The following is a 22,190-nucleotide window of genomic DNA, read 5'->3' on the forward strand; positions in this document are numbered from 1 at the left end:
GCATGCCGATTCCCTCGGGTGGCCCCGCCGTCGACCGCTCACTGCTGCGCGACGATGTCTTGTGGCGCCTGCGCGACGCCATCGTCGACGGCACCTTCACCCCCGGCGAGCAGCTCAAAGACGGCGAGCTGGCGGAATGGCTGGGAGTGAGCCGGACGCCGGTGCGCGAAGCGCTGCTGCGCCTCGGGAGCAGCGGTCTGGTGGTGGCCCTGCCGGGCCGATCGACCCGGGTCAGCACCATCGACGCGCCGGCCGTGCGGGATGCCCGCGACGTCATCGCGGCGATGCACGAGCTGGCCGTGCGCCAGACGACGGGCCGGCTCGGCGCGGAAGACATCAACCGCATGCGGGACGCCAACCGCCGCTTCGCCGAGGCGGTGGAGGCCGGTGACATCGGCGCGGCCCTGGACGCCGACGAGGAGATCCACCGGATCCCGGTCACCGCGCTGGGCAATCACGCTGTCGAGACCGTGCTCGACCAGTTCGATCCCCTCGTACGCCGGGCCGAGCGGTTGCGCTTCAGCGGCGACGGGCACGCGTCCGTCGAACTGCACTCGCAGCTGATCGAACTGATCGCGGCCGGAGACGTGCAGGCAGCCGCGTCCGTGGCCTTCGACATGTGGCACACCCTGCCGGCCGAGGACGGTACCGACGCGGATCCCGCCCGCCCCCCGCTATGAGACCGTGGCCGGACCCCGGCGGACGCCGAGGACACCGGGCAGGCCGGCCACCTCTGCTTCCAGGCCGGAGAACACTCCGGGGCTGGAGATGTCCACCTGCCAGAAGTACGGCAACGACACGCCGGCACCGTCGGCCAGGCGACCCCCGGCGCAGTACGCGTCGCCGTACTCCGGAGCAGTGGGGTCGTAGTAGAAGTTGAACGCCGACGTCCCCCACACGCGCGCGATCGCCGCCTGAACGATGTTGCGCTGGTCGGGCGTGGTGTCCTGCCGGATGAAGACGTGAACCGTCATGGCCAGGCGGGTCTGATCGGCCGGCAGCTCCGCCGGCACCCCGGACGGCCGGCACTCCGCCGGGCCGGGCGGCGACGCGGGGCCCCGGTGCGACCAGAGCACCCCGGCGGCGCCGGCCAGCACGACCGCCAGGGTCGCTGCGGTCGTCCGGCCGCTGAGGCGCGGACCGCTCAGCGCCGCGATCGCCAGCGACGGCAACGCGGCGATGCCGGCGTACCCGGCCGGGCCGACCAGGCGGAACAGGGTGACGAACAGGGTTTCGCTCCACGGCCGGTCCGGCTGGATCGACCACATCGCCAGGATCAGCACCACCAGCGGGACCAGCAGAACCACCGGCCACGCCAGCGTCCCGGCGGCGAAGGCCATAGCGCTGCGCGGAGCTGTCCGGCGGCTCGCCCACCCCACCAGGAGCCAGCCGCCGAGGGCACCGAGCAGCCCACCGGCCACGGTGAGCGCCCAGAGCCAGGCCGGCGCGGCGCGCGTCAGGGTGAAGCTGGCCGCGCCGTCGTTGTCCCAGGCCGCACGGTTGCTCCAGACCGTGTTCCGGAAGGCCAGCACGAGGCCGTCGTGGCTGGCCAGGAAGGCCGTGGAGCGCGTCGGCGTGATCGCGTCGGGCTCCGAGTCGGTCGCCGTGACGTCGCCGTGCAGGCGCCAGCCGGCCGCCAGGAGCCGGTCGCGGGCGGCGGCCGTGAACACGTCGAGGTCGCGGGTGGCCGCGGTGTGCTCGACCCAGTAGTCGGCGAAACCGAAGCGGATGTTCTCCCCGTCGGACGAGTCGACGATCAGGGGCGCGTCCCCGCCGCCGTACGCGGTCATCCCGGGAAACACGGTCCTCTTCAGTGCGTCGGCCTGCGCGCCGCCGGGCAGGGCGGGCACCCATTGCCAGCCCACCCGGGCGGCGACGGCCGCACCGGCCAGTCCCCCGATCAGGGCCACCAGGGTGGCGAGCACCACGACCGCCCGGCCACCGGGACGGCCGAGCCGGGCCCGCAGGCCGTGGCGCAGCAGGTTGACCACCTCTCGCGGGGCCGGGCGGGCGCGGCCGGGCGGGGCACACTCCAGCAGCGTGTCGATGAGCTCCTGACGGCGTGGCCCCGGCGGGTAGGCCCCCGCCCAGCGCCGATACCGCCGTTCCAGCGGCGACGTCACGGCAACGCCGGACGGGCAGTGACCGGTCCCGGCGCCGGGGGCACGGGGAGTATCCGGGAGGTGGGTCCGCGCATCCATGCCGCCATGGACAGCAATATAGAGATGATCTGAGTATGGGCGCAAGATGACCGTGGTGGCGGTCGCGGGGTCAGCGCGCCGTTTCCCGCAGGCTCGCGCCGTACCGGTCGGACGCCCGGTGCACGACCTGCGGCCGTTGCTCCTCGTCCGCCCAGACCTGGATGAGGTAGTGCTCCACCGGCATGTCCGCCGTTCCGTCCACCCGGGTGTCCCGGCCCCGGGCGTGCACGCGACACCGGTACCAGGAGCGTGCGCGGCCGGTGAGCGCCGGCAGTCCGGGCGCCTCGTCCTCGAAGGAGCGGACGCTCAGAGCGGCGCGCAGGCCGGGCGTGATCCCCTCAGAGCTGACCGAGATCGACCTCGACGTGGAACGGCACGGCCACCTTCACGACGCCGGTGAAGACTTCGTTGTCCCGGTAGCGGCCAGTCGCCGGGTCGAGAACGTACGTGTAGACGATCGGTGCGCCGGTGGGGGCCTGCTCGACGCGCCAGTAGAACTGAATGCCGGCCTTCGCGTACTGATCGGCTTTGACGATCCGGTCGGTCGTCTCCGACCCGGGTGAGACCACCTCGATCACCAGGAGCACATGCTCAGGTCGAGTCGGCGTGATATCGATGGTTTCCGCCCGGTACACCGTCACGTCGGGACGACGGTTGTTCAGGGGCACGTCCTGGAGCCGCACATCGAAGTCGGTGTCAGCGTTCCAGTCCGGTCCCGCGGCACCATCCAAGGCGTTCGCCAGCAGCCGGGCCAGGCGGTTATGCCGCTTGGACGCACTCGGACTCACCAGGACCATCCCATCCACGATCTCGATGCCCGCACACTGCTCTGCTGTCCATTCCGCGTACTGCTCGGCCGTGACCTGCTCATGCATCCAGGCCGGCGCGACCATCTCGGCAGTCATACACACCTCCTGGAACGGGCTGGGCTACCGGATTCAAGATACCGTGACCCTGGCGACAAGCAGCCCGTCGGAGCCCGCCCGGCGTCGCCGGAGACCCGTACCGCCGACGACGAGGATCGTGATGACCCGTACCGATGACGATGTTGCCCTCGATGCGGCGCTGGACCCGCTGGTTCTCGCGCTGGACATCGGGTCCACCGCCACCCGGGGCGGTGTGCACGACGCGTCGGGCCGGCGGGTTCACGGCCTGCAGCACAAGGTGGAGCACGCCTTCACGGTCGCCCCCGACGGCACCTCGGTCATCGACCCGGACCAGGTGACCGCCGAGGTCGAGCAGGTTCTCGACGCGGTCACCGGCGATCCCCGGCTGGGGACCCGCATCACCGGCGTCGCGATGGACACCTTCGCCGCCTCGCTGATCGCCGTCGACGCGGCCGGACGCGCGCTCACCCCGTGCCTGACCTACGCCGACTCCCGCAGCGCCGACGCGGTCACGGCGCTGCGCGAGGAGCTCGACGAGCACGCGCTGCAGCAGCGCACCGGCACCCGCCTGCACACCAGCTACCACGCCCCGCGCCTGCGCCGGTTCGCGGCCACGGACCCGCGCGTCGCCGCCGGAGCCGCGGCCTGGTGGTCCCTGGGCGAGTACGTCCTGGCCCGGCTGATCGGGCTCCCGCTGGCCGGGACCTCCACGGTGGCGTGGACCGGCCTGCTGGACCGGCGCACCGGCGAGCTCGACCCCGAGTTGCTGCGCGCCGTGGGTGCGAGCCCCGAGCAGTTCTCACCGCCCCGGGACATGACCGAGCCGGTGCCTGCGGCCGCCCCGGTGCGCCGGCCCGCCCTCGCCCGCGCCGTGTGGTTTCCGGTCATCACCGACGGCTTCGCCAGCAACATCGGGTCGGGGGCGACCGACGCGACCGTGCTCACCGCGGCTACCGCCACCAGCGGGGCGCTGCGGGTGCTAGTCGACGGCCCGGCCGATCCTCTGCCGTTCGGGCTGTGGAATTACCGGGTCGACGCGGGACGGACACTGCTCGGCGGGGCGATCAACGACGTCGGGCGCGCCGTCAGCTGGGCGCAGAGCACGTTGCGCCTCAGCCCGGAGCTCGCAGCCGGCCTGACCGCGCCACCGAGCGATGCCACGCCGCTGGTGCTGCCGTACCTCACCGGTGAGCGCGCGCCCGGCTGGGTCGGCGGCGCACGCGCCGTGTTCGGCGGGGTGTCGGCGGCCACGGACGCCGACACCGTCTTCCGCGGGATCGTCGAGGGCGTGGCCATGACGTACGCGCGCGTCGCCGACGAGCTGCACCCGGCCGCGCCGCGGGTCCTGGAGGTGGCGGCGGCCGGCCGGGTCAGCAACGACCAGCCCGCGTGGCTGCAGATCCTCGCCGACGTCCTCGGCCGGCCGGTCACGCACGTGACCCGGCGGCGCGCCACTCAGCGCGGCACGGCGCTGCTCGCCCTCGACGTGCTGGCTCCGGACGTCCCGCGCGCGCCCCGGGCCACCGGCGCGACGTACGAGCCCCGGCCCGCGCACGTCGAGCACTACGCGCAACGCCGCGCGCGGTTCGCCGAGGTGTACGACGCCCTCGTGCGCGGCTGATCCACGACGTGAGTCAGCCGCGGACCGCCCGGGCCAGCTCGGCCGCGCCGGCGCGCAGCTGGGACTCCGCCATCTGCGAATAGCCCAGGATCAGGGTCGGTGGGTAGCGGCCGGCGGACCGGTAGTCGGCCATGGAGGCCAGGGCGATGCCGCGGGCCCGGGCCGCGGCGGTGACCCGGGCCTCGTCGGCGGACGGCGGCAGTTCGACGGTGACGTGCAGGCCCGCGGCGATCCCCCGGATGGTTGCTTCCGGCAGCGCCGAGGCCAGGGCCGCCACCAGGGCGTCGCGGCGCCGGCGGTAGCGCAGCCGCATTCTGCGCAGATGCCGGTCCAGGTGGCCGCGCTCCAGGAAGTGGGCGAAGGCGAGCTGTTCGATACGCGCGGTGCCCTGGTCGTGCAGCAGCCTCTCCTCACGGACGGTGTCCAGCAGGGACGGCGGGAGGACCATCCAGCCCAGGCGCAGCGCGGGCGCCAGGACCTTGCTGGCCGTTCCGGCGTACACCACATGGTTCTGATCGAGGCCCTGCAGCGCTCCCACCGCGGGCCGGTCGTAGCGGTACTCGGCGTCGTAGTCGTCCTCGACGGCGATCGCGCCGCGGGCGCGGAGCCAGGCGACCAGGGCGGTCCGGCGGTCCGGGGCCAGCACGACGCCGGTCGGGTGCTGGTGCGCCGGGGTCAGGACGACCGCGTCGACGTCCGCCGCCGGGAGCAGATCAACCCGGAGCCCCAGACCGTCCACCGGTACGCGCACAGCCTCCAGCCCCGCCCGCGCGGCGATCTGCCCCTCCTCGGCGCTGCTGGGATCCTCCAGGGCGATCCGCCGGGCACCGCGCGCCGCCAGGGCCCGGCAGATCATCCCGAGACCGTGCAGGTAGCCGTTCGTGACGACGATCCGGTCGCCCCCGGCCACCACACCCCGCACCCGCCCCAGGTAGCCGGCCAGGCCGTCGCGCAGCTCGGTCATCCCGAAGGCGTCGCCGTATCCCAGGTCGGCGGCGGTGATGTCGGAGACCGCGTCGCGCAGGCATCGGGCCCACTCCACGCGGGGGAACGACGAGACGTCCGGCCGGGCCGGCATGAAGTCGAACCGCGGTGGCGCCGCCCCGGACACCGCCGGCGGCGCGCAGACCGACGACGGGAAGGGCCCGTCGGCCACCCGCGGCCGGGCGCCCTGCCGCAGCGCCAGGTAACCCTCGGCCGCCAGCTGGGCGTACGCGTCCACGGCGACCTTGCGGGAGACACCGAGCTGGGCGGCCAGTTCGCGGGTGGACGGTACGGGGGTGCCGGCGCGCAGGCTGCCCTCCCGGACGGCGTTCCGGAAGCCGCTCTGGATCTGCGCGCTCAGGGTGCCCGGCCGGTCCCTGGCTACGGTCAGCAGAAAGTCCACTGGTCCCCTTTTCCGCGGCAGCACTGGCTCTGTTGTTTGTACCAGTGCCGGACGACCGTGGACGCATGCTCTTCTCCACGTCGGTGATCGCCCGCCTCCCGCTCGCCGCCTTCAGCATCGGGATGCTCGTGCACGTCGAGCACCTGACCGGGTCGTACGCCTCGGCCGGCGCCGCTGCCGGCGCTCTCGCCGTCGCCCAGGGGGCCGGTGGCCCGCTGCTCGGCCGGCTCGTCGACCGCCGCGGCCAGACGGTGGTGCTGCTCGGCTCGGCCCTGACCTGCGGGGCCGCCCTGGCCGGCGTCGCCGCCGCACCGGCCGGTACGCCGCTGCCGCTGCTGATCGTCCTGGCCGCGGTCGTCGGCTTCGCCACGCCGCCGATCGGCGCCTGCATGCGCACCCTCATACCGTCGCTCCGGGCGGACTCCCGGCGGGCGTACGCGGTGGACGCCGCCGCCACCGAGCTGACCTGGGTCGCCGGGCCACCGCTGGCGCTGGGGACGGGCGCCCTCTTCGGCACCGGTACGGCCCTGCTCGCCGCCGGCGCCGTACTCGCCGGAGCAACCGTTCTCTTCGCCTTCTCCCCCGCCTCCCGCAGGTGGCGCCCGGCCGGCACCCGCCGCTCCACGGGCAGCGCGCTCGCCGCCCCGGCCCTGCGCACGTTGGTGGTCGTGCTCGCCGGAGTGGGCGTCCTGTTCGGGGCTACCGAGGTGGCGGTCGCCGCCTCGGCCGGGCCGGCCGCTGGTCTGCTGCTGGGTCTGTGGGGCGTCGGATCGCTGACCGGTGGGGTCGTCGCGGCCCGGCTCGGCGGCGGCGCGAGCACCGGCCGCGGCCTGGCCCTGCTGATCGCCGCATCAGGTCTGAGCCACCTGGTACTGGTCACGGTGGCGGCACATCCGGCCGGGGCCGCTGTCGCGATCGTCGTGGCGGGCTCGACGATCGCGCCGATCCTGGCCAGCTGCTACGCCATGGTCGACGACGCGGCCCCGGCCGGCACGGTGACCGAGGCGTTCGCCTGGCTGGCCACCGCCACCGCGGTCGGCACCGCGATCGGCGCCGCGACCGGTGGTCTGCTGGCCGACACCGCCGGTCCCGCCTCCGGTTTCATCCTGGCCGGTGCCGCCGCCCTGGCCGCCTCGGCCGTCGCGCTCCTCCTGACCGGAGGCCGTCATGTCCCCCGTGCCGATCTCCAGCAGCCTGACGCCGCGATGGTCAGCTGAGCAGCTCCCATTCGGCCAGCTGGGTCTCGGCCGCGCCGTGGTTGGCCGTGATCTGCAAGCGGTAGCGGGGGTAGGCGGTGGTGTTGGCGATGACGAAGGCCCGGGTCTGCCGCCGGTCGCTGAAGTCCAGGTTGCTGCGGGTGTCCAGCGTGGTCCAGGTGGTGCCGTCCGTGGAACCCTGCAGCGTCCAGCTCTTCGGGTCGCGTTGCGGGCTGTCGTCGGCCGAGGTCAGTGTGTACTGCCGGACCGCCGCTGTGCCGGTGCCGGCGAAGCGGTATTCCAGGGTGGCGGTGTTCTGGAAGGTCAGCCACTTGGTCAGGGAGGTGTCGTCGACCAGGCTGGCCCGGCCCTCGGCGGTGCCGTTCTCGCCGCTGGCGGTGAGCGTGCCGCCGGTGGCCTTGTCGGTCAGCGGCCGCGGCACCGCGCTGCCGGTCGTGATCGAGGCCGGGATGTCGTTCGCCCCGGTGCCCCACGACGACGGGTTCGGCCCCATGGTGAAGCTCAGCGTGCCGCCGGCCGTGAGATCCGCGTGGGTCAGGTAGTTCTTCGGGTAGGCCACTCCGTTGAGGGTGGCGCTCTGGATGTAGCGGTTGGTGTCGCTCACGCCGGGCGCCGTGACGGTGAACGTCTTGCCGCCCTCCAGCGTGACGGTCGCCTTCGGGTGCAGCGGCGCCCCGATGGTGTAGTCGGTGCTGCCCATCCGGGCCGGGTAGAAGCCGAGGGCGCTGAACACGTACCAGGCGGACATCTGGCCGTTGTCCTCGTCGCCGAGGTAGCCGTTGCCCGTGCCGGCGCCCGAGTCGTACAGCTTGGTGAGCACGTCGCGGACGCGGGTCTGGGTCTTCGCCGGGGTGCCGGCGTAGTTGTACATGTAGAGCATGTGGTGGATCGGCTCGTTGGAGTGCGCGTACTGGCCCATGTTGGTGTCGTAGGCCTCGGTCATCTCGTGGATCGTGCCGCCGTAGCAGCCGGGCAGGAAGTCACGGGAGGCCGCGAAGACCGAGTCGATCTTGCTGGAGAGCTGGGCCCGGCCACCGTAGAGGTTGGCCATGCCCTGCGGGTCCTGCGGGGCCGGGGTGGCGTAGTGCCAGGGCGCGCCCTCGGTGAACTCGCAGCCCCACTCGTGCGGCCTGAACGCCGAGTCGGCGGTCCGCCAGGCGCCCGACTTCTGCTTGCCCCGGTAGAAGCCGACCGACGAGGAGTACAGGTTGGCGTAGTCCAGCGCGCGGTTCTGGAAGTAGTCGGCGTCCTCGGTGAAGCCCAGCGCCCGGCCGAGCTGCGCGATGCCGTAGTTGTTGGTGGCGTCCTCCAGGGTCCAGGAGGCCGCCTCCCCGCGGACGTCGGTGGGCACGTACCGCTTGAAGGTCGAGACCTCGATGCCCTTGCGGCCCCGGGAGCCGGAGGCGGAGTAGACGCTGGCGTTCTTCACCATCGAGGCGTACGCGGCCCGGTAGTCGAAGTTGCGCACCCCCTTGGCGTACGCGTCGGCGAAGGCCAGGTCCTGGTTGGTGCCGACCATGATGTCGATGTAGCCGGGCCCGGTCCAGCGCGGCGTCCAGCCCCCGTTCTTGTACGCGTTGACCACCCCGTCGAGCATCTCGCCCGTCCGCGTCGGCGTCAGCAGCGAGTACAGCGGCCAGACCGCGCGGGCGGTGTCCCAGAAGCCGTTGTTGACGTACATCTGCCCGTCGTGCACCGCGTTGTCGTAGGGGCTGTGGTACCGGCGGACACCGCCGACCATCTCGGAGCGGTTGTTCGGATACATGAACGCCCGGTACAGGTTGGAGTAGAAGGTGACCATCCGGTCGTCGGTCGCCCCCTCGATGCGGGCCCGGCTGAGCGCCGTGTCCCAGGTGGCCGCGGCTTCCTCGCGTACGGTGTCGAAGGTCTTGCCGCCGATCTCCTGGCTCAGGTTGCTCGCGGCCTGGGCCACGCTGATGAAGGAGGTCGCCATCCGGAGGTTGACCTTCTCGCCGGCCGTGGTCGCGAAGCGGATCCAGGTGGTCGCGCCCTGCCCGCTGACCGTGCCGGTGGCCGCGATCGCCTTGTCCACGGCGCCGGAGAAGTACATCCGCTGACCCTTGTGGTCGACGTGGCCGGAGACGACGCGGGCGGCGGCGTCGACATTGATCGAGCCGCCGGCGCTGTCGACGGTGTCGAACAGGATCACCGACTCGGCGGCGGCCGGGTAGGTGAACCGCAGCGCGCCGGCATGGTCGGTCGGCGCGATCTCCGCGGTGATCCCGTACGTGTCCAGCTGCGTCTTGTAGTAGTGCGCCTTGGCCACCTCGTTGCTGTGCTTGAAGGTGGACTTGCGCGCGTCCGGAGTGGACTTCACGCCGCCGGTCATGGGCATCACCTGCAGCTGGCCGTAGTCACCGATCCACGGGCTCGGCTCGTGACTGATCCCGAAGCCCTGCACGGTGGTGGACTTGTACTCGTAGAGCCAGCTGTCGCTGTTGCCGTTGGTGATCGGGGTCCAGAAGTTGAAGCCGTTCGGGACGGTGGTGCCGGGGAAGGTGTTGCCGCGCGAGTAGCTGCCGGTGGAGTTCGATCCGCGCCGGGTGTCGACCAGGTCGGACAGGCGGGCCGGGGCACCGCCGGCCTGGATCGAGATGTCGTCGAGGTAGCCGCGGAAGGTACCGGTGTTGAGCGGCTGGTCGTAGGCGATCAGGATGCGGTCGACGGTCCGGCCGGCGACGTTGTCCCCGATCCGCGAGGTGACCAGGTTCCACTGGTTGAAGGCCAGGCCGGAGCCGCTGCCCTGGAAGGCCGGGTGCACCCGGATCCCGCGCTGGTCGACGGCCCCGGAGTCGCGCAGCGTGCTGCCGTCGGTGAAGACGAGGTCGACCGCGACGTCCAGGTGCCCGCCGGACTGTGGATAGACCCAGTAGGACAGGGTGGTGGCCGCGGTGACCGGCAGATCGACATCGAAGATGCGGTTGTACGAGTACGACGAGGTCGTGCTGGTGTCGGTGCCCGAGTACATCAGCGCCGCCGAGCCGGTGTGCGCGGTCTCGGTACGCGGCGCGCTCTCCATACCGGTGAGCCCACAGCAGTAGCCGCCGATCCCGGCGGTGCTCTCCACACTGTTCTGCCAGGTCGGCTGGGGATCGCCGGCCTCGAACCCGGTGACGAAGTCGCCCGGCGCGGCCGAGGCCGGCAGCGCGGTGGCGACGAGCCCACCCGCGATCAGGACCGCAGTGGTCAGCCAGGCGAGGGGTCTCTGCTTCATGCTCATGGCGACCTGCATTCCAGTCAGGCGGGAAGTCCTGCCCCAGATATTGACTCATTTAACTTCGTGTGACAACGATGTCACCATCTTTTTCCGCCGTTGACCCGGAGGCACCCCTCGTGGCATCGCGACTCCCCCGGCTGGCTGCCGCCGCCCTGCTGACCGCCGCCACGCTGGTCGCCGGCGGCACTGCCGCCGAGGCCGCCGTCGAGCCGGTCGATCTGGTGCGGCCGTTCGTCGGCACGCAGAACTTCGGCAACACCTTCCCGGGGGCCAGTGCGCCGTTCGGCATGGTGCAGGTCAGCCCGGACACCGGCGGCCAGGGCGGCTACGACTACCTGCAGAACACCATCTACGGCTTCAGCCAGACCCACCTGTCCGGTGTCGGCTGCGGCGTCGCCGGCGAGCTGCCGATCATGCCGACCACCGGCGCGGTGAGCAGCGTCGACCCGAACGCCTACCGCTCGGCGTACAGCCATGCCGACGAACAGGCCACCCCGGGCTACTACCGGGTCGGCCTGTCGAAGTACGGCGTGAACGCCGAACTCACCGCGACCGCGCGCACCGGCTGGCAGAAGTACACCTTCCCCGCCACCGGCGCCGCCAACGTCCTGTTCAACACCGGCAAGGCCAACCAGACCGTCTTCGACTCCGAGATCCACGTCGTCGGCGACCGGACCGTCGAGGGCCGGGTCCGCGCCGGCAACTTCTGTGCCGGCAAGGACGACCACACCGTCTACTTCACGGCCAGCTTCGACCGGCCCTTCGCCTCCTACGGCACCTGGCGCGACTCCACCCGCAGCCAGGGCAGCCGGGATGCGGCGGGCGCCGGTGGCAACGGCGCCTGGGTCACCTTCGACGCCACCACCGACCGCGACGTCGTGGTGAAGGTGGGCCTGTCCTACACCGGCGTGGAAGGCGCCCGGAAGAACCTCACGGCCGAGACCGGGGGTTCGTACGACTTCGCCGCGACCCGGACCGCTCTGCGCGCGGCCTGGGCGCAACAGCTCGACGCCGTACGGATCACCGGCGGGACGGCCGACCGGCAGAGTGCCTTCTACACCGCGCTGTACCACTCACTGCTGCACCCCAACGTCGCCGGCGATGTGGACGGCCGGTACATGGGCTTCGACGACAGGGTGCACCCGGCGAGCGGCTACACGCCGTACCAGAACTTCTCGCTGTGGGACACCTACCGCCCGCAGAACCAGCTGCTGGAGATGCTGACACCGCAGGTCGCCCGGGACGTGGCGCTGTCGGTGCTGGCGGTCGGGCGCGACGGTGGGTGGCTGCCGCGCTGGGCGCTGGCCAACAGCGAGACCAACATCATGACCGGTGACCCGGTCACCCCGTTCCTGGTCGAGGCCTGGTCCAAGGGCCTGCTGGCCGGGTACGAGCAGGAGGCGTACACCCTGCTGCGGACCAACGCGCTGGGACGGCCGCCGGCCGGCTCGCCGTACAACGGGCGCAGCGGGAACGGGTACTACAGCGACCGCGGCTACGTCCCCTCGGGACTGGCGCTGGGCACCGACTGCGCGCACCAGGGCGGCGACAACGACTGCGTCCATCCCGCCTCGGCCACCCTGGAGTACGCAGCCGCGGACGCCTCGCTGGCGTTGATGGCCACCGCCCTGGGCCGCACCGACGACGCCCGGACGTTCACCACGCGCGGCCAGTGGTACCACAACCTGTGGGACGCCTCGATCAAGCACTTCCGGCCCCGTACCACCTCGGGGGCCTGGGTCACGCCGTACAACCCGGTCGACGCCGGCCACCAGTTCCATGAGGGCGGGGCGTACCAGTACCAGTGGCTGGTGCCGCAGGACCCGGCCGGGCTGGTGTCGCTGATGGGCGGGCGGGCGGCCACCGAGAAGCGGCTGGACGACTTCTTCGCGTACCCGAAACTGCTGAACGACCCGGCCGGCACCGCGCGGACCGACTGGATCACGGCGCCGTACGACTACTACGGCAAGGCGACCTACAACCCCAACAACGAGCCGGATCTGCTGGCCCCGTACATGTATCACTGGGCCGGCGCCCCGGCCAAGACCGCCACCGTGGTCCGCGCCGCGATGACCTTGTTCACCACCGGCCCGGACGGCATGACCGGCAACGACGACCTGGGCACGATGAGCGCCTGGTACGTCTTCTCCTCCCTGGGCCTCTATCCGACCATGAGCGGCGCGAACTTCCTGACCGTGAGCAGCCCGCAGTTCCCGTCCGCCACCGTGCGGATCGGCGGGCACACCAACCAGGGCGGCACGCTGGCCATCACCGCGCCGGACGTCAGCGACGCCCGCCGCTACGTGCAGTCCGTCCAGGTCAACGGCCGGGCGCAGACCGCGAACTGGCTCACCTGGCAGACCGTCGCCCGCGGTGGCACCATCGCGCACACCGTCGGCACCGCACCGTCGGGCTGGGGCACGGCCGCGGGTGACCAACCGCCGTCGGTGAACAGTGCGGCGTGCCTCGTGACGTCCGGCACGCAGTGCGGCATCGACCTCTCCGCGGCCCGCACCACGGACGGCACCGCCACCACCGCGGCGAGCGGGGAAGGCAACTTCGACGGCGGCGGCTGGAGCTACGACGCGGCCCTGCTGCCGCCGGCCGGCACGGTGAGCTGGGCCGGCGTGACCTACAGCGCGCCGCCGCCGGGCGGCACGGCCAGGAACTTCGTCCAGGCCGGACGGCAGACCCTGCCGCTGCCCGCCGTACGGCGCAGCACCCTGCGGCTCGTCACCGCGGCCCACCACGGTCCGGTGTCCGGCACGGTGACCGTCCGCTACACCGACGGCAGCACCGCCGCGACCGCCGTGACCGTCCCGGACTGGTGTGCCACCGGTCCGGCCGTGCTGGCCATGCCGCACCGCATCAAGGCCGGCCAGGGCACCGACGGGCCGGCGGTCAACCTGTTCGGGATCTCGGTGGCCCTGGACCCGGGCAAGGATCTGCGCTCGGTCACCCTGCCCGACGACACCCGGATCCAGCTGTACGCCGCGACCCTGCAGTGACCCCGCGACCCGGTCTCACGGCCGGGGGTCGCCGCGCAGCAGGCTGTAGACGACCATGTCGTGCCAGGTCCCCTTGCGGAACTGGGCGTGCCGGGCGACGCCCTCGCGCTGGAACCCGGCCTTCTCCAGACCACGCTGCGCGGCGACGTTCCCGACATCGGTCTCGGCCTGCAACCGCTCGACCGTCGTGGTGTCGAACAGGTAGGTCGCCAGCAGGGCCAGCGCGGGGACACCGATACCGCGGCTGCGGAAGTCGGGATGCAGCCGCATTCCGACGTTCAGCGCGCGGGAGGGTGGATTCGGTCCGTGGGGCACCGGAAGCCACGAGGCCTTGCCGGCCACCGCGCCGTCGGCATCCTCGATCACCAGGGTCCCGCTGTCGTAGCCGAGCAGCCCGTCGGCGGCGAAGGCCCGCTCCAGCGCGTTCGTGGCGACGAAGCCGAAGGTGTCGATCGGATCGGCCGCGTGGTCGACGGCCAGCAACGGCAGATCCTCGCGCCGGACAGCTCGTAGCTTGACTCCAGACATTCGTCGATCATGCGGACCCGGCCGCGCCGCCCGCCACACCGCGGCCCGAAGGCACCAGGTCTTCTGCCCGATCGTCAGTCGCTGACGTGGGCGGTGTTGTCGAGCCTGGTGCGTCAGCGGCTCAGTTGGGCCGCGAGCCCGTCGAGGATGACGCCGAGCTGCCTTTCGAACCTCGGGTCCCCGTCGTCGCGCTGGTGTCCGGCCGCCTTGACCAGCTCGGCGCCGTCGCCCAGCCAGGCGTCGCGCCCGGCGAGCGAGTAGCGGTCCGGGTCGGCGCCGGCCGCCGGGGCCCGTTCCTGTTCCTCGATGACGAAGCCGACCACGAACGCGGTGACCAGGTCGACGGCGTCGTCCGCCTGGGTGAGCGTGAATCCGGCCGCGGTCACGCGCGCGAGCCAGGGCTCCTTCGCCTTCACCACGTCGGGATCGGCGATGCGCGTGCCGCTGAAGATGCGGGCGCCGTCCCGGTGGAGCAGGTACTCCGAGCGCAGCATGCGGGCGTAGGCGGCCACGTCCTCGCGCCAGCCGGTGCCGGGCGGGATCGCCGAGACGGCGTCGGTGACCCGGCGCATGACGAACGTGGCCATCTCGTCGAGCAGTTCCTGCTTGTTGCGGACGTGCCAGTACAGAGCGGGCGCTCCCACCCCGAGCCGGGACGCGAGCGCCCGGACGGTCAGAGCGTCCATGCCCTGGTCGTTCAGGAGCTCGAGTGCCGCCGCCACGATCCGTTGCCGCGTGATGCCCTTCGCCACGCTTGACACCTTAACAAAGTTCAGGCACGGTGACGTCCACCGTAATTGAACTTAGTTCAGGAGGCTTGAGATGCGTGCTGCGGTTGTCACCGGCCCCGATTCCGCCCCGGTCTGCGCGGAGTTCCCCGACCCCGATCAGCGGCCCGACCGGCCGCCGCTGCGCCTGGTGGGCGCGGGTCTCCACCATGTCGTCCGCGGGCTGGCCTCGGGCCGTCACTACGGCAGCGACCACGCCTATCCCCTCGTGCCGGGCATCGACGCGGTGGCCCGGACCGACGACGGGCGCCTGGTCTACACCGGCCTACCCCGCGCGCCGTGGGGCACGATGGCCGAGCGGATGGTCACGCCGTTCGACGTGGCGGTGCCGGCCGGGGCCGATCCGCTCGCCGTCGCCGCCGGGATGAACCCCGCCATGTCGGGCTGGATGGCGCTGGCCGCCCGGCGCGAGGAGGCCGGTGAGCTCACCACCGTGCTGGTGCTGGGCGCGACCGGCATGTCGGGCAGCCTGGCCGTGCGAGCGGCACTGTCCCTCGGCGCGAAGCAGGTCGTCGCGGCCGGTCGCGACCGGGCGGCCCTGGAACGGCTGAGCGACCTGGGCGCCGTCACCGTGGCGCTCGCCCCCGCCACCCCGGACACCTGGGCAGACGCCCTCAGCGCCACCGTCGCCGACATCCAGCCCGCACTCGTGCTCGACTTCGTATGGGGTCCCGCTGCCGAGGCCGCCTTCACCGCACTGGGCCGGGCCCGCGCCGACGAGGACGGTGCGCCGGTCGACTACGTGCAGATCGGCTCGCTCGGCGGAACCGAGGCGGCGCTGCCCGCGGCGCTGCTGCGCAGCAGGCGGATCCGGATCAGCGGCAGCGGCGTGGGATCAGTGTCGAAAGCGCGGATGATCGCCGAGCTTCCCGCCGTCCTCGCCCGGTTCGCCGACGGCACCTTCGACGCGCCGTACACCGCCTACCCGCTCAGCCGCGTCGGCGAGGCCTGGGCGCACCAGGGCCGCACCCGGGCCGTCGTCGTCCCGGACTGACCGGTCGCGCCGCGCCGGCCGGGATCAGGCCGCGGGTGGCAGCACGACCACCCGGTTGCGGCCGGCGTCCTTGGCGGAGTACAGCATCCGGTCCGCGTCGGCGAGCAGGGTGGACGGTGCGTCATGGCCCTGCGTCGTGGTGGCCCCGATGCTGACCGTCACCGGCAGGTCACCGGTCACCGGTTGCCACGGGTGCCGGTCGACCGCCTCGCGCAGCGTCTCCAGCCGGCCGGCGGCCTGTCCGGCACCGAGGCCGGGCAGGACCACGAGGAACTCCTCACCACCCATCCGGGCGACGAAGCCGGTGTCGGCCACCGTCTGCTGCACCGAGCGCAGCAGCTGGGCCACGGCGACCAGGACCTCGTCGCCCGCCTCGTGCGACAGGGTGTCGTTGATGCGCTTGAAGTGGTCGATGTCCACGACGGCGATCGTCAGCGGTGATCGTGTCTCGGCCGCCAGAGCCACGGCAGCCGGCAGGTGGTCGTCCACGTAGCGCCGGTTGCGCAGGCCGGTGAGGGGATCCCGGAGCGCCTGCTCGCGGTACCGTGCGGCGTCGTTGCGGGCCTGCGCGGTCTCGAACATCGCCTGCCGGGTGTGGGCCCGGGCCTCCTGCTGGGCCGACCGGAGCTGTTCCCGGGCGGCGTCGTACCGCTTGTACTCGAAGAACGCCTGCTCGTACGCGCCGGTCGCCGCGTACAGCTCGGCCTGCTCGGCCATGACCGCCACCCGGATCCCGGTGAGCTCGCGCTCCTCGCCGAGGGTACGGCTGCGATCGAGGCTCTGCTGGGCCCGGTCGAGCGCGCCGAGACAGCGCTGGGCCCGGGCCAGGGTGAGCGTGGCTTCCGCCAGGTCGTGCACCTCGTACCAGAGCGGCGAGTCCAGCACCGAGAGCAGCGTCTGCTCGGCATCCGCGTACTCACCGAGCCCGATCTGGATGCTGGCGACGGTGTCGCGTTCGATGATCAGGAACTCCCGGCCCAGGGCGGCCGCCACCACGCGCATCCGCTCGACCACCGTCGCGGCGGCGGCCAGCTCACCGGCCTGGAACTCGGTGTACGCGCGGTTGTTGAGCACCATCAGCCGCCGGGTCAGGTCGTTGATGGCGATCGCCAGCTGCTCGGCCTGCAGGTAGCGTTCCCGCGCCGCGCCGATGGAGCCGACGTCGCCCAGGGAGTTGGCCAGCCGGTTCAGGTACATCAGCCGCAGTCCCGGGGAGGCGTGCTCCTCGAGCACCTCGACGGCGCTGATCGCGTTCTCCAGACTCGCCGCGTGGTCGCCGAGGTAGTTGTAGATCAGCGCCAGATGGAAGTGGCTGCGGGCCACCAGCTCCGGCGATCCCAGTTCCTGCGCCTGCCGGTGGATCTGGAGGAACACCTGCGCGGCGCCACTGCGGTCACCGTTGCGTTGCGCCATGTCGGCCTGCACCAGCCGGGCCCGCAGTTGCAGGACGGTCTCGCCGCACTCGCGGGCCGCCCGCTCGATCGCCGCCGCGGATGCCAGGTTCGCGGCGATGTCGCGGCCCTGATAGGTCTCCAGATCGTCCAGCAGCCGGGCCAGCTCCGGCGCCGGCGACATGCGTCGCCGATCAGCGCCCGGATCGCTGGTGCCCGTTGTGCTCACGGCAGCCGTATCGACAACCGGCGGGCCGTCGGCAGGGGAACCGGATTGCGCTTCGGGTGCTTTTCCGCCGTACGGCGAAAGCGGACGGTGGGTGCCCGCCGCACGGACACCCACCGTCCCACCAGGGGGCGCGGTACTGCTCAGGACATCCAGCCCTTGTCGCCGGCGGTGAGCCAGCCGGTCGAGGACCAGGTCGCTCCGCTCCAGTTCGGTGCCGTACCGCCGCTGCCGGACCACGCCTTGCCGGACCAGGTCTGCCCCGACCAGGCCAGGTCGGACCAGGCCTTGCCCGACCACGCCTTGCCCGACCACGCCTTGCCGGACCAGTTGCCCTGCCCGTCGGTGGGGCTGGACCAGCCGGTGCCCGTCCACGGGCGGCCCATCCAGGCCCCGCCGCTCCAGGCGGTCCGGGCGGCGCTCGCGGCGGCCCAGGCCGAGGAGCTCAACGGCCCGAAGATGTCCCGCTCCCCGGTCAGCGCGACACCGTCACCCATGGTCACCTGCGACGAGCCGCGGTCCCGCTGGATGCTGCCCGTACCGGTGATGGTGCTCCCGCTCTGGCTGCAACCGGTCAGCGTGGACCTGATCGCCGTCTGCAGGTTGATCTGCGGGGCGTAGGAGCCGGTGACCGGCGTGCCGGTGGCCCGCAGGTAACACATGACCTGCATGGGAGACAGGGCCGGGTACTTCTGCAGCAGGACGGCCGTGGCGCCGCTGACCACCGCCGCGGCCTGGGAGGTGCCGCTGCCCTTGAAGAACCGGTCCCCGACCCGCGCCGACGCGTAGTGCACGTCGGCGTAGCTGCCGGGGTCACGCAGCGAGACGATCGACCGGCCCGGGGCCAGCACGTCGGGCGCGTTGTCCTTGGTGGTGCCCATGCTGCTGAACGCGGCGACCGTGTCGTCGGCGGTGCCGGTGGTGCCCCGGGGGTCGGTCGCACCGACGGTGACGATGTACGGGTTGGAGCCCGGGTTCAGGATGTTGCCGCCGGTGTTCCCGGAGGCGACGATCACGCTGATGCCGGCCAGGTACGCGTTCTCCACGGCCTCGCTGAGCGGGCTGCTGACCCAGCTCTGCGTGCTGTCCGTGCCGTACGACAGGTTCAGCACCTTGATCGGGTTGGCCGGATCGTCGTTGCGGTGCGCCACCACCCAGTCGATCGCGGCCATCACCTGGGTGACGTCGACCGCGCCGTTGGCCGCGCCCACCTTGAGGGAGATCAGCTTGGCGTCGGGGGCCACGCCCTTGAAGGTGCCGCCCACGGCGTCGCGCCCGGCGATGATGCCGGCCAGGTGGGTGCCGTGACCGTACGTGTCCCGGCGGAGCAGGCCCGGCACCTGCGACTCCAGCGACAGGTCGGGCCCGTTGGCCACGTTGCCGCTGGTGAGTCCGGCCACCGGTACGACGCCGGTGTCGATGAGGGCGATCCCGACACCCTTGCCGGTGTAGCCGGCGGCCGCCGCCACGTCGTCCCGGATGATGCGGCGTACGTCGGGCAGCGTCGTGGCCGTGGCGGGGTAGGCGTAGTCGGTGAAGGAGGCCGTCGTGACGGCGGCCTCCGCGGTGCTGGGATACAGCAGGGCGGCCGCTGTGACGACAGCCGCCCCGGCGGCCCTGAGGCGGACTGTCTTCCTCAACTGCTGCTCCTTCGACGTTCCGGCGATGTGATCCGAGTGCTCGGCAGGATCACGCCGGTTGTGAACGAGTTGCGGCAAACATGGCCGATCGGTCGCGGGGATCGGCCGATCGGCCGGGGCCGGAATATGGAGCGGCTGAGGGGGCAATCCGGCGTCGTGACGCTCCTGTACACCGCCCTGGGTGACTCCATGTCCATCGACGTCTACGCCGGTGGGCCCGGCCGGGGCGCGACGAGTCTGCTGCACCGCAACCGCGACGCCGATTTCCCGGACTGGGCCGGGCGGGACCTCGGCACCCGCGGCTACGACCTGCTGGACCTGACCTATGACGGGGCCACGACTTCCGGCGTCCTGGGGCAGCAGCTGCCCCGGCTCGACCGGCGTCCCGACCTGGTCACGATCACCATCGGCGGCAACGACCTCATGGGCGCGTACGGCGACACCGCGGCGGCCGAGGCCGTCATCGCCCTGGTAGCCGAGCGGGCCGAGCGGATCCTGGCCCACCTGGCCGCCGGGCCCGGCGATGCTCCCCGCACGGTCGTGACCACCGTGTACGACCCCAGCGACGGGACGGGCGCCGTACCGGGCGGAGGTCTGCCGCCCTGGCCGGACGGTCCGCGGCTGGTGGTCGCCCTGAACGACGCCCTCAAAGGGCTGGCCGGCCGCCACGGGGCCCGGGTCGCCGACGTGCACGCACACTTCCTGGGCCACGGCGCGCAGGCGGGCGATCCGGGCCGGCCCGACCCGCGGCCGGCGAACCGGGACCTGTGGTACTGCGGCGTCATCGAGCCGAACGCCTGGGGCGCCCACGAGATCCGCCGCACCTGGTGGCACACCCTGCACCGGGCCGGATGGTTACCGTGAGAGCGCGTCAGTGATGCGGGTTTCCGGCGGTCAGCCGGATGGTGAAGCCGTCGCTGTGCCGGTGCAGGGCGACGTGGCTGCAGGACTGGTGGGCGATCCACAGGCCGAGGCCGCCGGCACGTGCCCGGCCGTATTGTCCCGGCTCACGTGCCGGACACCGCGGCAGTGGTCATCGGCCGGCAGTGGCGAGCCGATCCCCCGGCGACGACCGGCCGCCGGGTCAGGAACGCTGGAAGGCCGACACCGGGGTGCCCAGCTCCACGGTGCGGCTGACGGTGCACAGCCGGTCATGGGACTGCCGGATCAGCCGAGGCACCGCCTCCCGCGCCCGGTCGCCGTCCGCGCCTGCCGCGAACTCGACATCGAACTCGACCTCGAGGTTCTCCATCCGGTTGGCCCCGGCCTCGTCCCGGACCTTGTCGCCGCGTACCCGGACCACGAACCGGGTCGGCTCCGCGCGCCGGCCGGCCACGAGATCCACGTCGATCCCGGTGCAGCCGCCCAGCGCGGCGAGCAGCAACTCCACCGGCGTGAACCGGTCGTCGTCCCCCGTACCCAGCGCTATGGTCCCACCCCGTACGTTGCGCACGTCGTACCGGCCGGCGCCGGTCCGCTCGATCTCCACCGACCGCAAGCTCTCATCCGTCATGCTCAGCGACGCTACGCGCCACCGCCTTCCACCGACTGCCCGAGAGGACCGCGATGACGACGAGGAACGCCGGATTCGGGCCGCACGGAGACCTCGTGGCGCGATTCCTCGAAGAGGTACGGACGAAGCAGATCGACTGGGCCGCCCACGCGAGGCGGATCGACAACCCGGGGGTCTCGCCCGCGATGACGGCGATCGTCTCGCTGAGCTGGCCGCGTACGGTGCTGGACGCGGTGGACCGGGCCGGGCTGCAGGCGTTCGCCTCGCTCGGGTTGTCACGCGCGGACTTCGCCGACCCGCTGTCCCTGGGTGAGGTGAAGGTGAGCCTCATGTCCGCGGTGAAGGCGATCGCAGCCGGCGACCAGCTCGCGTTCGAGCATCGGCAGGCGCTGCTCGAACCGTTCGCGACAGCCGGGTTCGAGTCGGCCGCCGCCGCGCTGGCTGCCCCCGGCGCGCTCGTCGCGCAGTTCCTGACGGAGGTACGGGACGCCTCCGTCGAGGACTGGCGCCGGTATCTGCAGGCCGTCTCGGGGCAGCCGCGGGGCTCACGGCGTGCGGTCTTCCGGACTCTGGAGCTCGGGCTCGACCCTGCCGTCGAGACCGCGATCGACCGCGCCGCGGACGACGCCTATCGCAGCTTGCGGTTGTCCGGGGACCAGTTCCCCGGACAGGAGGCACGGTTCGTCGCGCTGCAGACGGATGTGATCGCGGCGGCGCAGGTCATCGCCGCCGGTGATGCGGTGCGTTCCGAGCCGCGGCAGGTGCTGCTGCAGCCGTTCGCCGACGCCGGGTTCGAGGCCGCAGGGGAAGCGCTGAGCACCGGCTGAGACAACCACGTCAGATCATGCCTGTCCGGCGCGCTGGGCTCCGGTCACGGCGGAGGCGCCGAGATCGGGCTGCGGCAGCGCCCGGCCGGCGGCAGCGGCGGCGGACCAGGTCGCGGTGTCGGCGACGGCGGCGAAGTTCGAGTTGAACAAGGTCATCAGTGTGGTGTGGACCGTCTTCGCGTCGGCCGCGCCGGCGTCGTTGGCGATGTTGATCGCACCGGTGGCGTCGGAGAGGACCTCGGCGGTCAGGCCGTGGGTCTCGGCTTCGGCGGCCGAGGCCAGCACGCAGTTGTTGGTCATGTAGCCGACGAGGGTGACGGTGGTGATGTCGCGCTCCTGCAGCCAGGACAGCAGGTCGGTGCCGGCGAACACGGTCCCGTACTGCTTGACGACCGACTTCCAGGCACCGGTACGGCGGCTCTCGACCTCCGGGTGCAGCTGGAAGCCGGGCTGGGTGGGGTTGAACAGGGGCGCGCTGTCGCCCATCGTGTGCTGCACCGCCACCACGGGGATGCCCGCGGCGGTGGCCGCATCGATCGCCCGCGTGATCTGCGGTAGCGAGTCGGCGTGCGGCGGGTACTGGATCTCCAGCGGCCCGCCGAAGTAGTCCTGCTGCACGTCGATGACGACGAGGGCGCGGTGCGGTGCGGTGGTCATGGCGGTGCACTCCTTGCTGTCGGTGCCGCCGATCGGGGGCGGCCCCTCGAGTCTGCGCCCGCCGGAC

At 72.3% G+C, this 22,190-nt stretch carries 18 protein-coding genes; 7 read left to right on the forward strand and 11 right to left on the reverse strand.

From position 1 onward, the window contains the following. Positions 1 to 2 precede the first annotated feature (2 nt). Positions 3 to 680 carry a GntR family transcriptional regulator gene (locus Aau02nite_RS09750; protein ID WP_212988011.1) on the forward strand — a complete coding sequence of 226 codons (678 nt, stop codon included), beginning with the start codon at positions 3 to 5 and terminating at the stop codon, positions 678 to 680. On the opposite strand, the gene Aau02nite_RS09755 is transcribed toward Aau02nite_RS09750, so the two are convergent. From Aau02nite_RS09755 to Aau02nite_RS09765, 3 genes are all read right to left on the reverse strand, one after another. Continuing rightward, positions 675 to 2,123 carry a hypothetical protein gene (locus tag Aau02nite_RS09755; RefSeq protein WP_212988012.1) on the reverse strand — a complete coding sequence of 483 codons (1,449 nt, stop codon included), beginning with the start codon at positions 2,121 to 2,123 and terminating at the stop codon, positions 675 to 677. The genes Aau02nite_RS09750 and Aau02nite_RS09755 overlap by 6 nt on opposite strands. A gap of 148 nt (positions 2,124 to 2,271) precedes the next feature. After that, positions 2,272 to 2,430, reverse strand: coding sequence for a hypothetical protein (locus tag Aau02nite_RS09760; protein WP_212988013.1), 159 nt, complete (start codon positions 2,428 to 2,430; stop codon positions 2,272 to 2,274). 109 nt (positions 2,431 to 2,539) lie between these two features. Then, entirely contained in the window at positions 2,540 to 3,106 is a 567-nt protein-coding gene (locus Aau02nite_RS09765; protein ID WP_212988014.1) for a Uma2 family endonuclease, read from the reverse strand. 121 nt (positions 3,107 to 3,227) lie between these two features. Here Aau02nite_RS09765 and Aau02nite_RS09770 point away from each other — a divergent pair, with 121 nt between their 5' ends. After that, entirely contained in the window at positions 3,228 to 4,709 is a 1,482-nt protein-coding gene (locus Aau02nite_RS09770) for a gluconokinase (RefSeq protein WP_212988015.1), read from the forward strand. Between the two features lie 13 nt (positions 4,710 to 4,722). Here Aau02nite_RS09770 and pdxR read toward each other — a convergent pair whose 3' ends face one another. Continuing rightward, entirely contained in the window at positions 4,723 to 6,096 is a 1,374-nt protein-coding gene (gene pdxR, locus Aau02nite_RS09775) for a MocR-like pyridoxine biosynthesis transcription factor PdxR (protein WP_212988016.1), read from the reverse strand. 65 nt (positions 6,097 to 6,161) lie between these two features. On the opposite strand from pdxR, the gene Aau02nite_RS09780 reads away from it, so the two are divergent. Further along, positions 6,162 to 7,313 carry an MFS transporter gene (locus tag Aau02nite_RS09780; protein ID WP_212988017.1) on the forward strand — a complete coding sequence of 384 codons (1,152 nt, stop codon included), beginning with the start codon at positions 6,162 to 6,164 and terminating at the stop codon, positions 7,311 to 7,313. Here the strand turns inward: Aau02nite_RS09780 and Aau02nite_RS09785 are convergent. Continuing rightward, complete coding sequence (locus Aau02nite_RS09785) at positions 7,306 to 10,548, reverse strand: GH92 family glycosyl hydrolase (protein ID WP_246595024.1); 3,243 nt, start codon at positions 10,546 to 10,548, stop codon at positions 7,306 to 7,308. The two genes, Aau02nite_RS09780 and Aau02nite_RS09785, sit on opposite strands and share 8 nt — an antisense overlap. Before the next feature lie 119 nt (positions 10,549 to 10,667). Between Aau02nite_RS09785 and Aau02nite_RS09790 the strand changes: the two genes are divergently transcribed. After that, positions 10,668 to 13,559 carry a GH92 family glycosyl hydrolase gene (locus Aau02nite_RS09790; RefSeq protein ID WP_246595025.1) on the forward strand — a complete coding sequence of 964 codons (2,892 nt, stop codon included), beginning with the start codon at positions 10,668 to 10,670 and terminating at the stop codon, positions 13,557 to 13,559. 15 nt (positions 13,560 to 13,574) lie between these two features. Here Aau02nite_RS09790 and Aau02nite_RS09795 read toward each other — a convergent pair whose 3' ends face one another. Both Aau02nite_RS09795 and Aau02nite_RS09800 read right to left on the reverse strand, forming a co-directional pair. Next, positions 13,575 to 14,087: a GNAT family N-acetyltransferase gene (locus Aau02nite_RS09795; RefSeq protein WP_212988020.1), complete on the reverse strand. Its 513-nt coding sequence runs from the start codon at positions 14,085 to 14,087 to the stop codon at positions 13,575 to 13,577. 113 nt (positions 14,088 to 14,200) lie between these two features. Continuing rightward, complete coding sequence (locus tag Aau02nite_RS09800) at positions 14,201 to 14,839, reverse strand: TetR/AcrR family transcriptional regulator C-terminal domain-containing protein (protein WP_212988021.1); 639 nt, start codon at positions 14,837 to 14,839, stop codon at positions 14,201 to 14,203. Between the two features lie 70 nt (positions 14,840 to 14,909). On the opposite strand from Aau02nite_RS09800, the gene Aau02nite_RS09805 reads away from it, so the two are divergent. After that, positions 14,910 to 15,869 carry a quinone oxidoreductase family protein gene (locus Aau02nite_RS09805; protein ID WP_212988022.1) on the forward strand — a complete coding sequence of 320 codons (960 nt, stop codon included), beginning with the start codon at positions 14,910 to 14,912 and terminating at the stop codon, positions 15,867 to 15,869. Between the two features lie 24 nt (positions 15,870 to 15,893). Here the strand turns inward: Aau02nite_RS09805 and Aau02nite_RS09810 are convergent, their stop codons facing one another. After that, the gene (locus Aau02nite_RS09810; RefSeq protein ID WP_212988023.1) at positions 15,894 to 17,444 is read right to left on the reverse strand and encodes a GGDEF domain-containing protein; all 1,551 of its coding nucleotides are present in this window, start codon (positions 17,442 to 17,444) and stop codon (positions 15,894 to 15,896) included. 185 nt (positions 17,445 to 17,629) lie between these two features. Beyond that, on the reverse strand, positions 17,630 to 19,126 hold the full coding sequence (locus Aau02nite_RS09815; RefSeq protein WP_212988024.1) for a S8 family serine peptidase: 1,497 nt from the start codon (positions 19,124 to 19,126) through the stop codon (positions 17,630 to 17,632). A gap of 156 nt (positions 19,127 to 19,282) precedes the next feature. On the opposite strand from Aau02nite_RS09815, the gene Aau02nite_RS09820 reads away from it, so the two are divergent. Beyond that, positions 19,283 to 19,990, forward strand: coding sequence for a GDSL-type esterase/lipase family protein (locus Aau02nite_RS09820; protein ID WP_212988025.1), 708 nt, complete (start codon positions 19,283 to 19,285; stop codon positions 19,988 to 19,990). A gap of 220 nt (positions 19,991 to 20,210) precedes the next feature. Here the strand turns inward: Aau02nite_RS09820 and Aau02nite_RS09825 are convergent, their stop codons facing one another. Next, positions 20,211 to 20,639, reverse strand: coding sequence for an OsmC family protein (locus Aau02nite_RS09825; protein WP_212988026.1), 429 nt, complete (start codon positions 20,637 to 20,639; stop codon positions 20,211 to 20,213). A gap of 95 nt (positions 20,640 to 20,734) precedes the next feature. On the opposite strand from Aau02nite_RS09825, the gene Aau02nite_RS09830 reads away from it, so the two are divergent. Continuing rightward, positions 20,735 to 21,466: a hypothetical protein gene (locus Aau02nite_RS09830; RefSeq protein WP_212988027.1), complete on the forward strand. Its 732-nt coding sequence runs from the start codon at positions 20,735 to 20,737 to the stop codon at positions 21,464 to 21,466. A 15-nt stretch (positions 21,467 to 21,481) separates the two neighbouring features. Here Aau02nite_RS09830 and Aau02nite_RS09835 read toward each other — a convergent pair whose 3' ends face one another. Further along, positions 21,482 to 22,123: an isochorismatase family protein gene (locus Aau02nite_RS09835; RefSeq protein WP_212988028.1), complete on the reverse strand. Its 642-nt coding sequence runs from the start codon at positions 22,121 to 22,123 to the stop codon at positions 21,482 to 21,484. Between the last annotated feature and the right edge of the window lie 67 nt (positions 22,124 to 22,190).

Origin of the sequence: Actinoplanes auranticolor (assembly GCF_018332655.1) — a bacterium.
Classification (GTDB): domain Bacteria; phylum Actinomycetota; class Actinomycetes; order Mycobacteriales; family Micromonosporaceae; genus Actinoplanes; species Actinoplanes auranticolor.

What these genes read in the sequence shown, in the direction of transcription:
- Aau02nite_RS09750 (WP_212988011.1), top strand. Translation starts at nt 3, where the DNA reads ATGCCGATTCCCTCGGGTGGCCCCGCCGTCGACCGCTCACTGCTGCGC.
- Aau02nite_RS09765 (WP_212988014.1), bottom strand. Translation starts at nt 3,106, where the DNA reads ATGACTGCCGAGATGGTCGCGCCGGCCTGGATGCATGAGCAGGTCACG.
- Aau02nite_RS09770 (WP_212988015.1), top strand. Translation starts at nt 3,228, where the DNA reads ATGACCCGTACCGATGACGATGTTGCCCTCGATGCGGCGCTGGACCCG.
- Aau02nite_RS09780 (WP_212988017.1), top strand. Translation starts at nt 6,162, where the DNA reads ATGCTCTTCTCCACGTCGGTGATCGCCCGCCTCCCGCTCGCCGCCTTC.
- Aau02nite_RS09785 (WP_246595024.1), bottom strand. Translation starts at nt 10,548, where the DNA reads ATGAAGCAGAGACCCCTCGCCTGGCTGACCACTGCGGTCCTGATCGCG.
- Aau02nite_RS09795 (WP_212988020.1), bottom strand. Translation starts at nt 14,087, where the DNA reads ATGTCTGGAGTCAAGCTACGAGCTGTCCGGCGCGAGGATCTGCCGTTG.
- Aau02nite_RS09805 (WP_212988022.1), top strand. Translation starts at nt 14,910, where the DNA reads ATGCGTGCTGCGGTTGTCACCGGCCCCGATTCCGCCCCGGTCTGCGCG.
- Aau02nite_RS09810 (WP_212988023.1), bottom strand. Translation starts at nt 17,444, where the DNA reads ATGTCGCCGGCGCCGGAGCTGGCCCGGCTGCTGGACGATCTGGAGACC.
- Aau02nite_RS09825 (WP_212988026.1), bottom strand. Translation starts at nt 20,639, where the DNA reads ATGACGGATGAGAGCTTGCGGTCGGTGGAGATCGAGCGGACCGGCGCC.
- Aau02nite_RS09835 (WP_212988028.1), bottom strand. Translation starts at nt 22,123, where the DNA reads ATGACCACCGCACCGCACCGCGCCCTCGTCGTCATCGACGTGCAGCAG.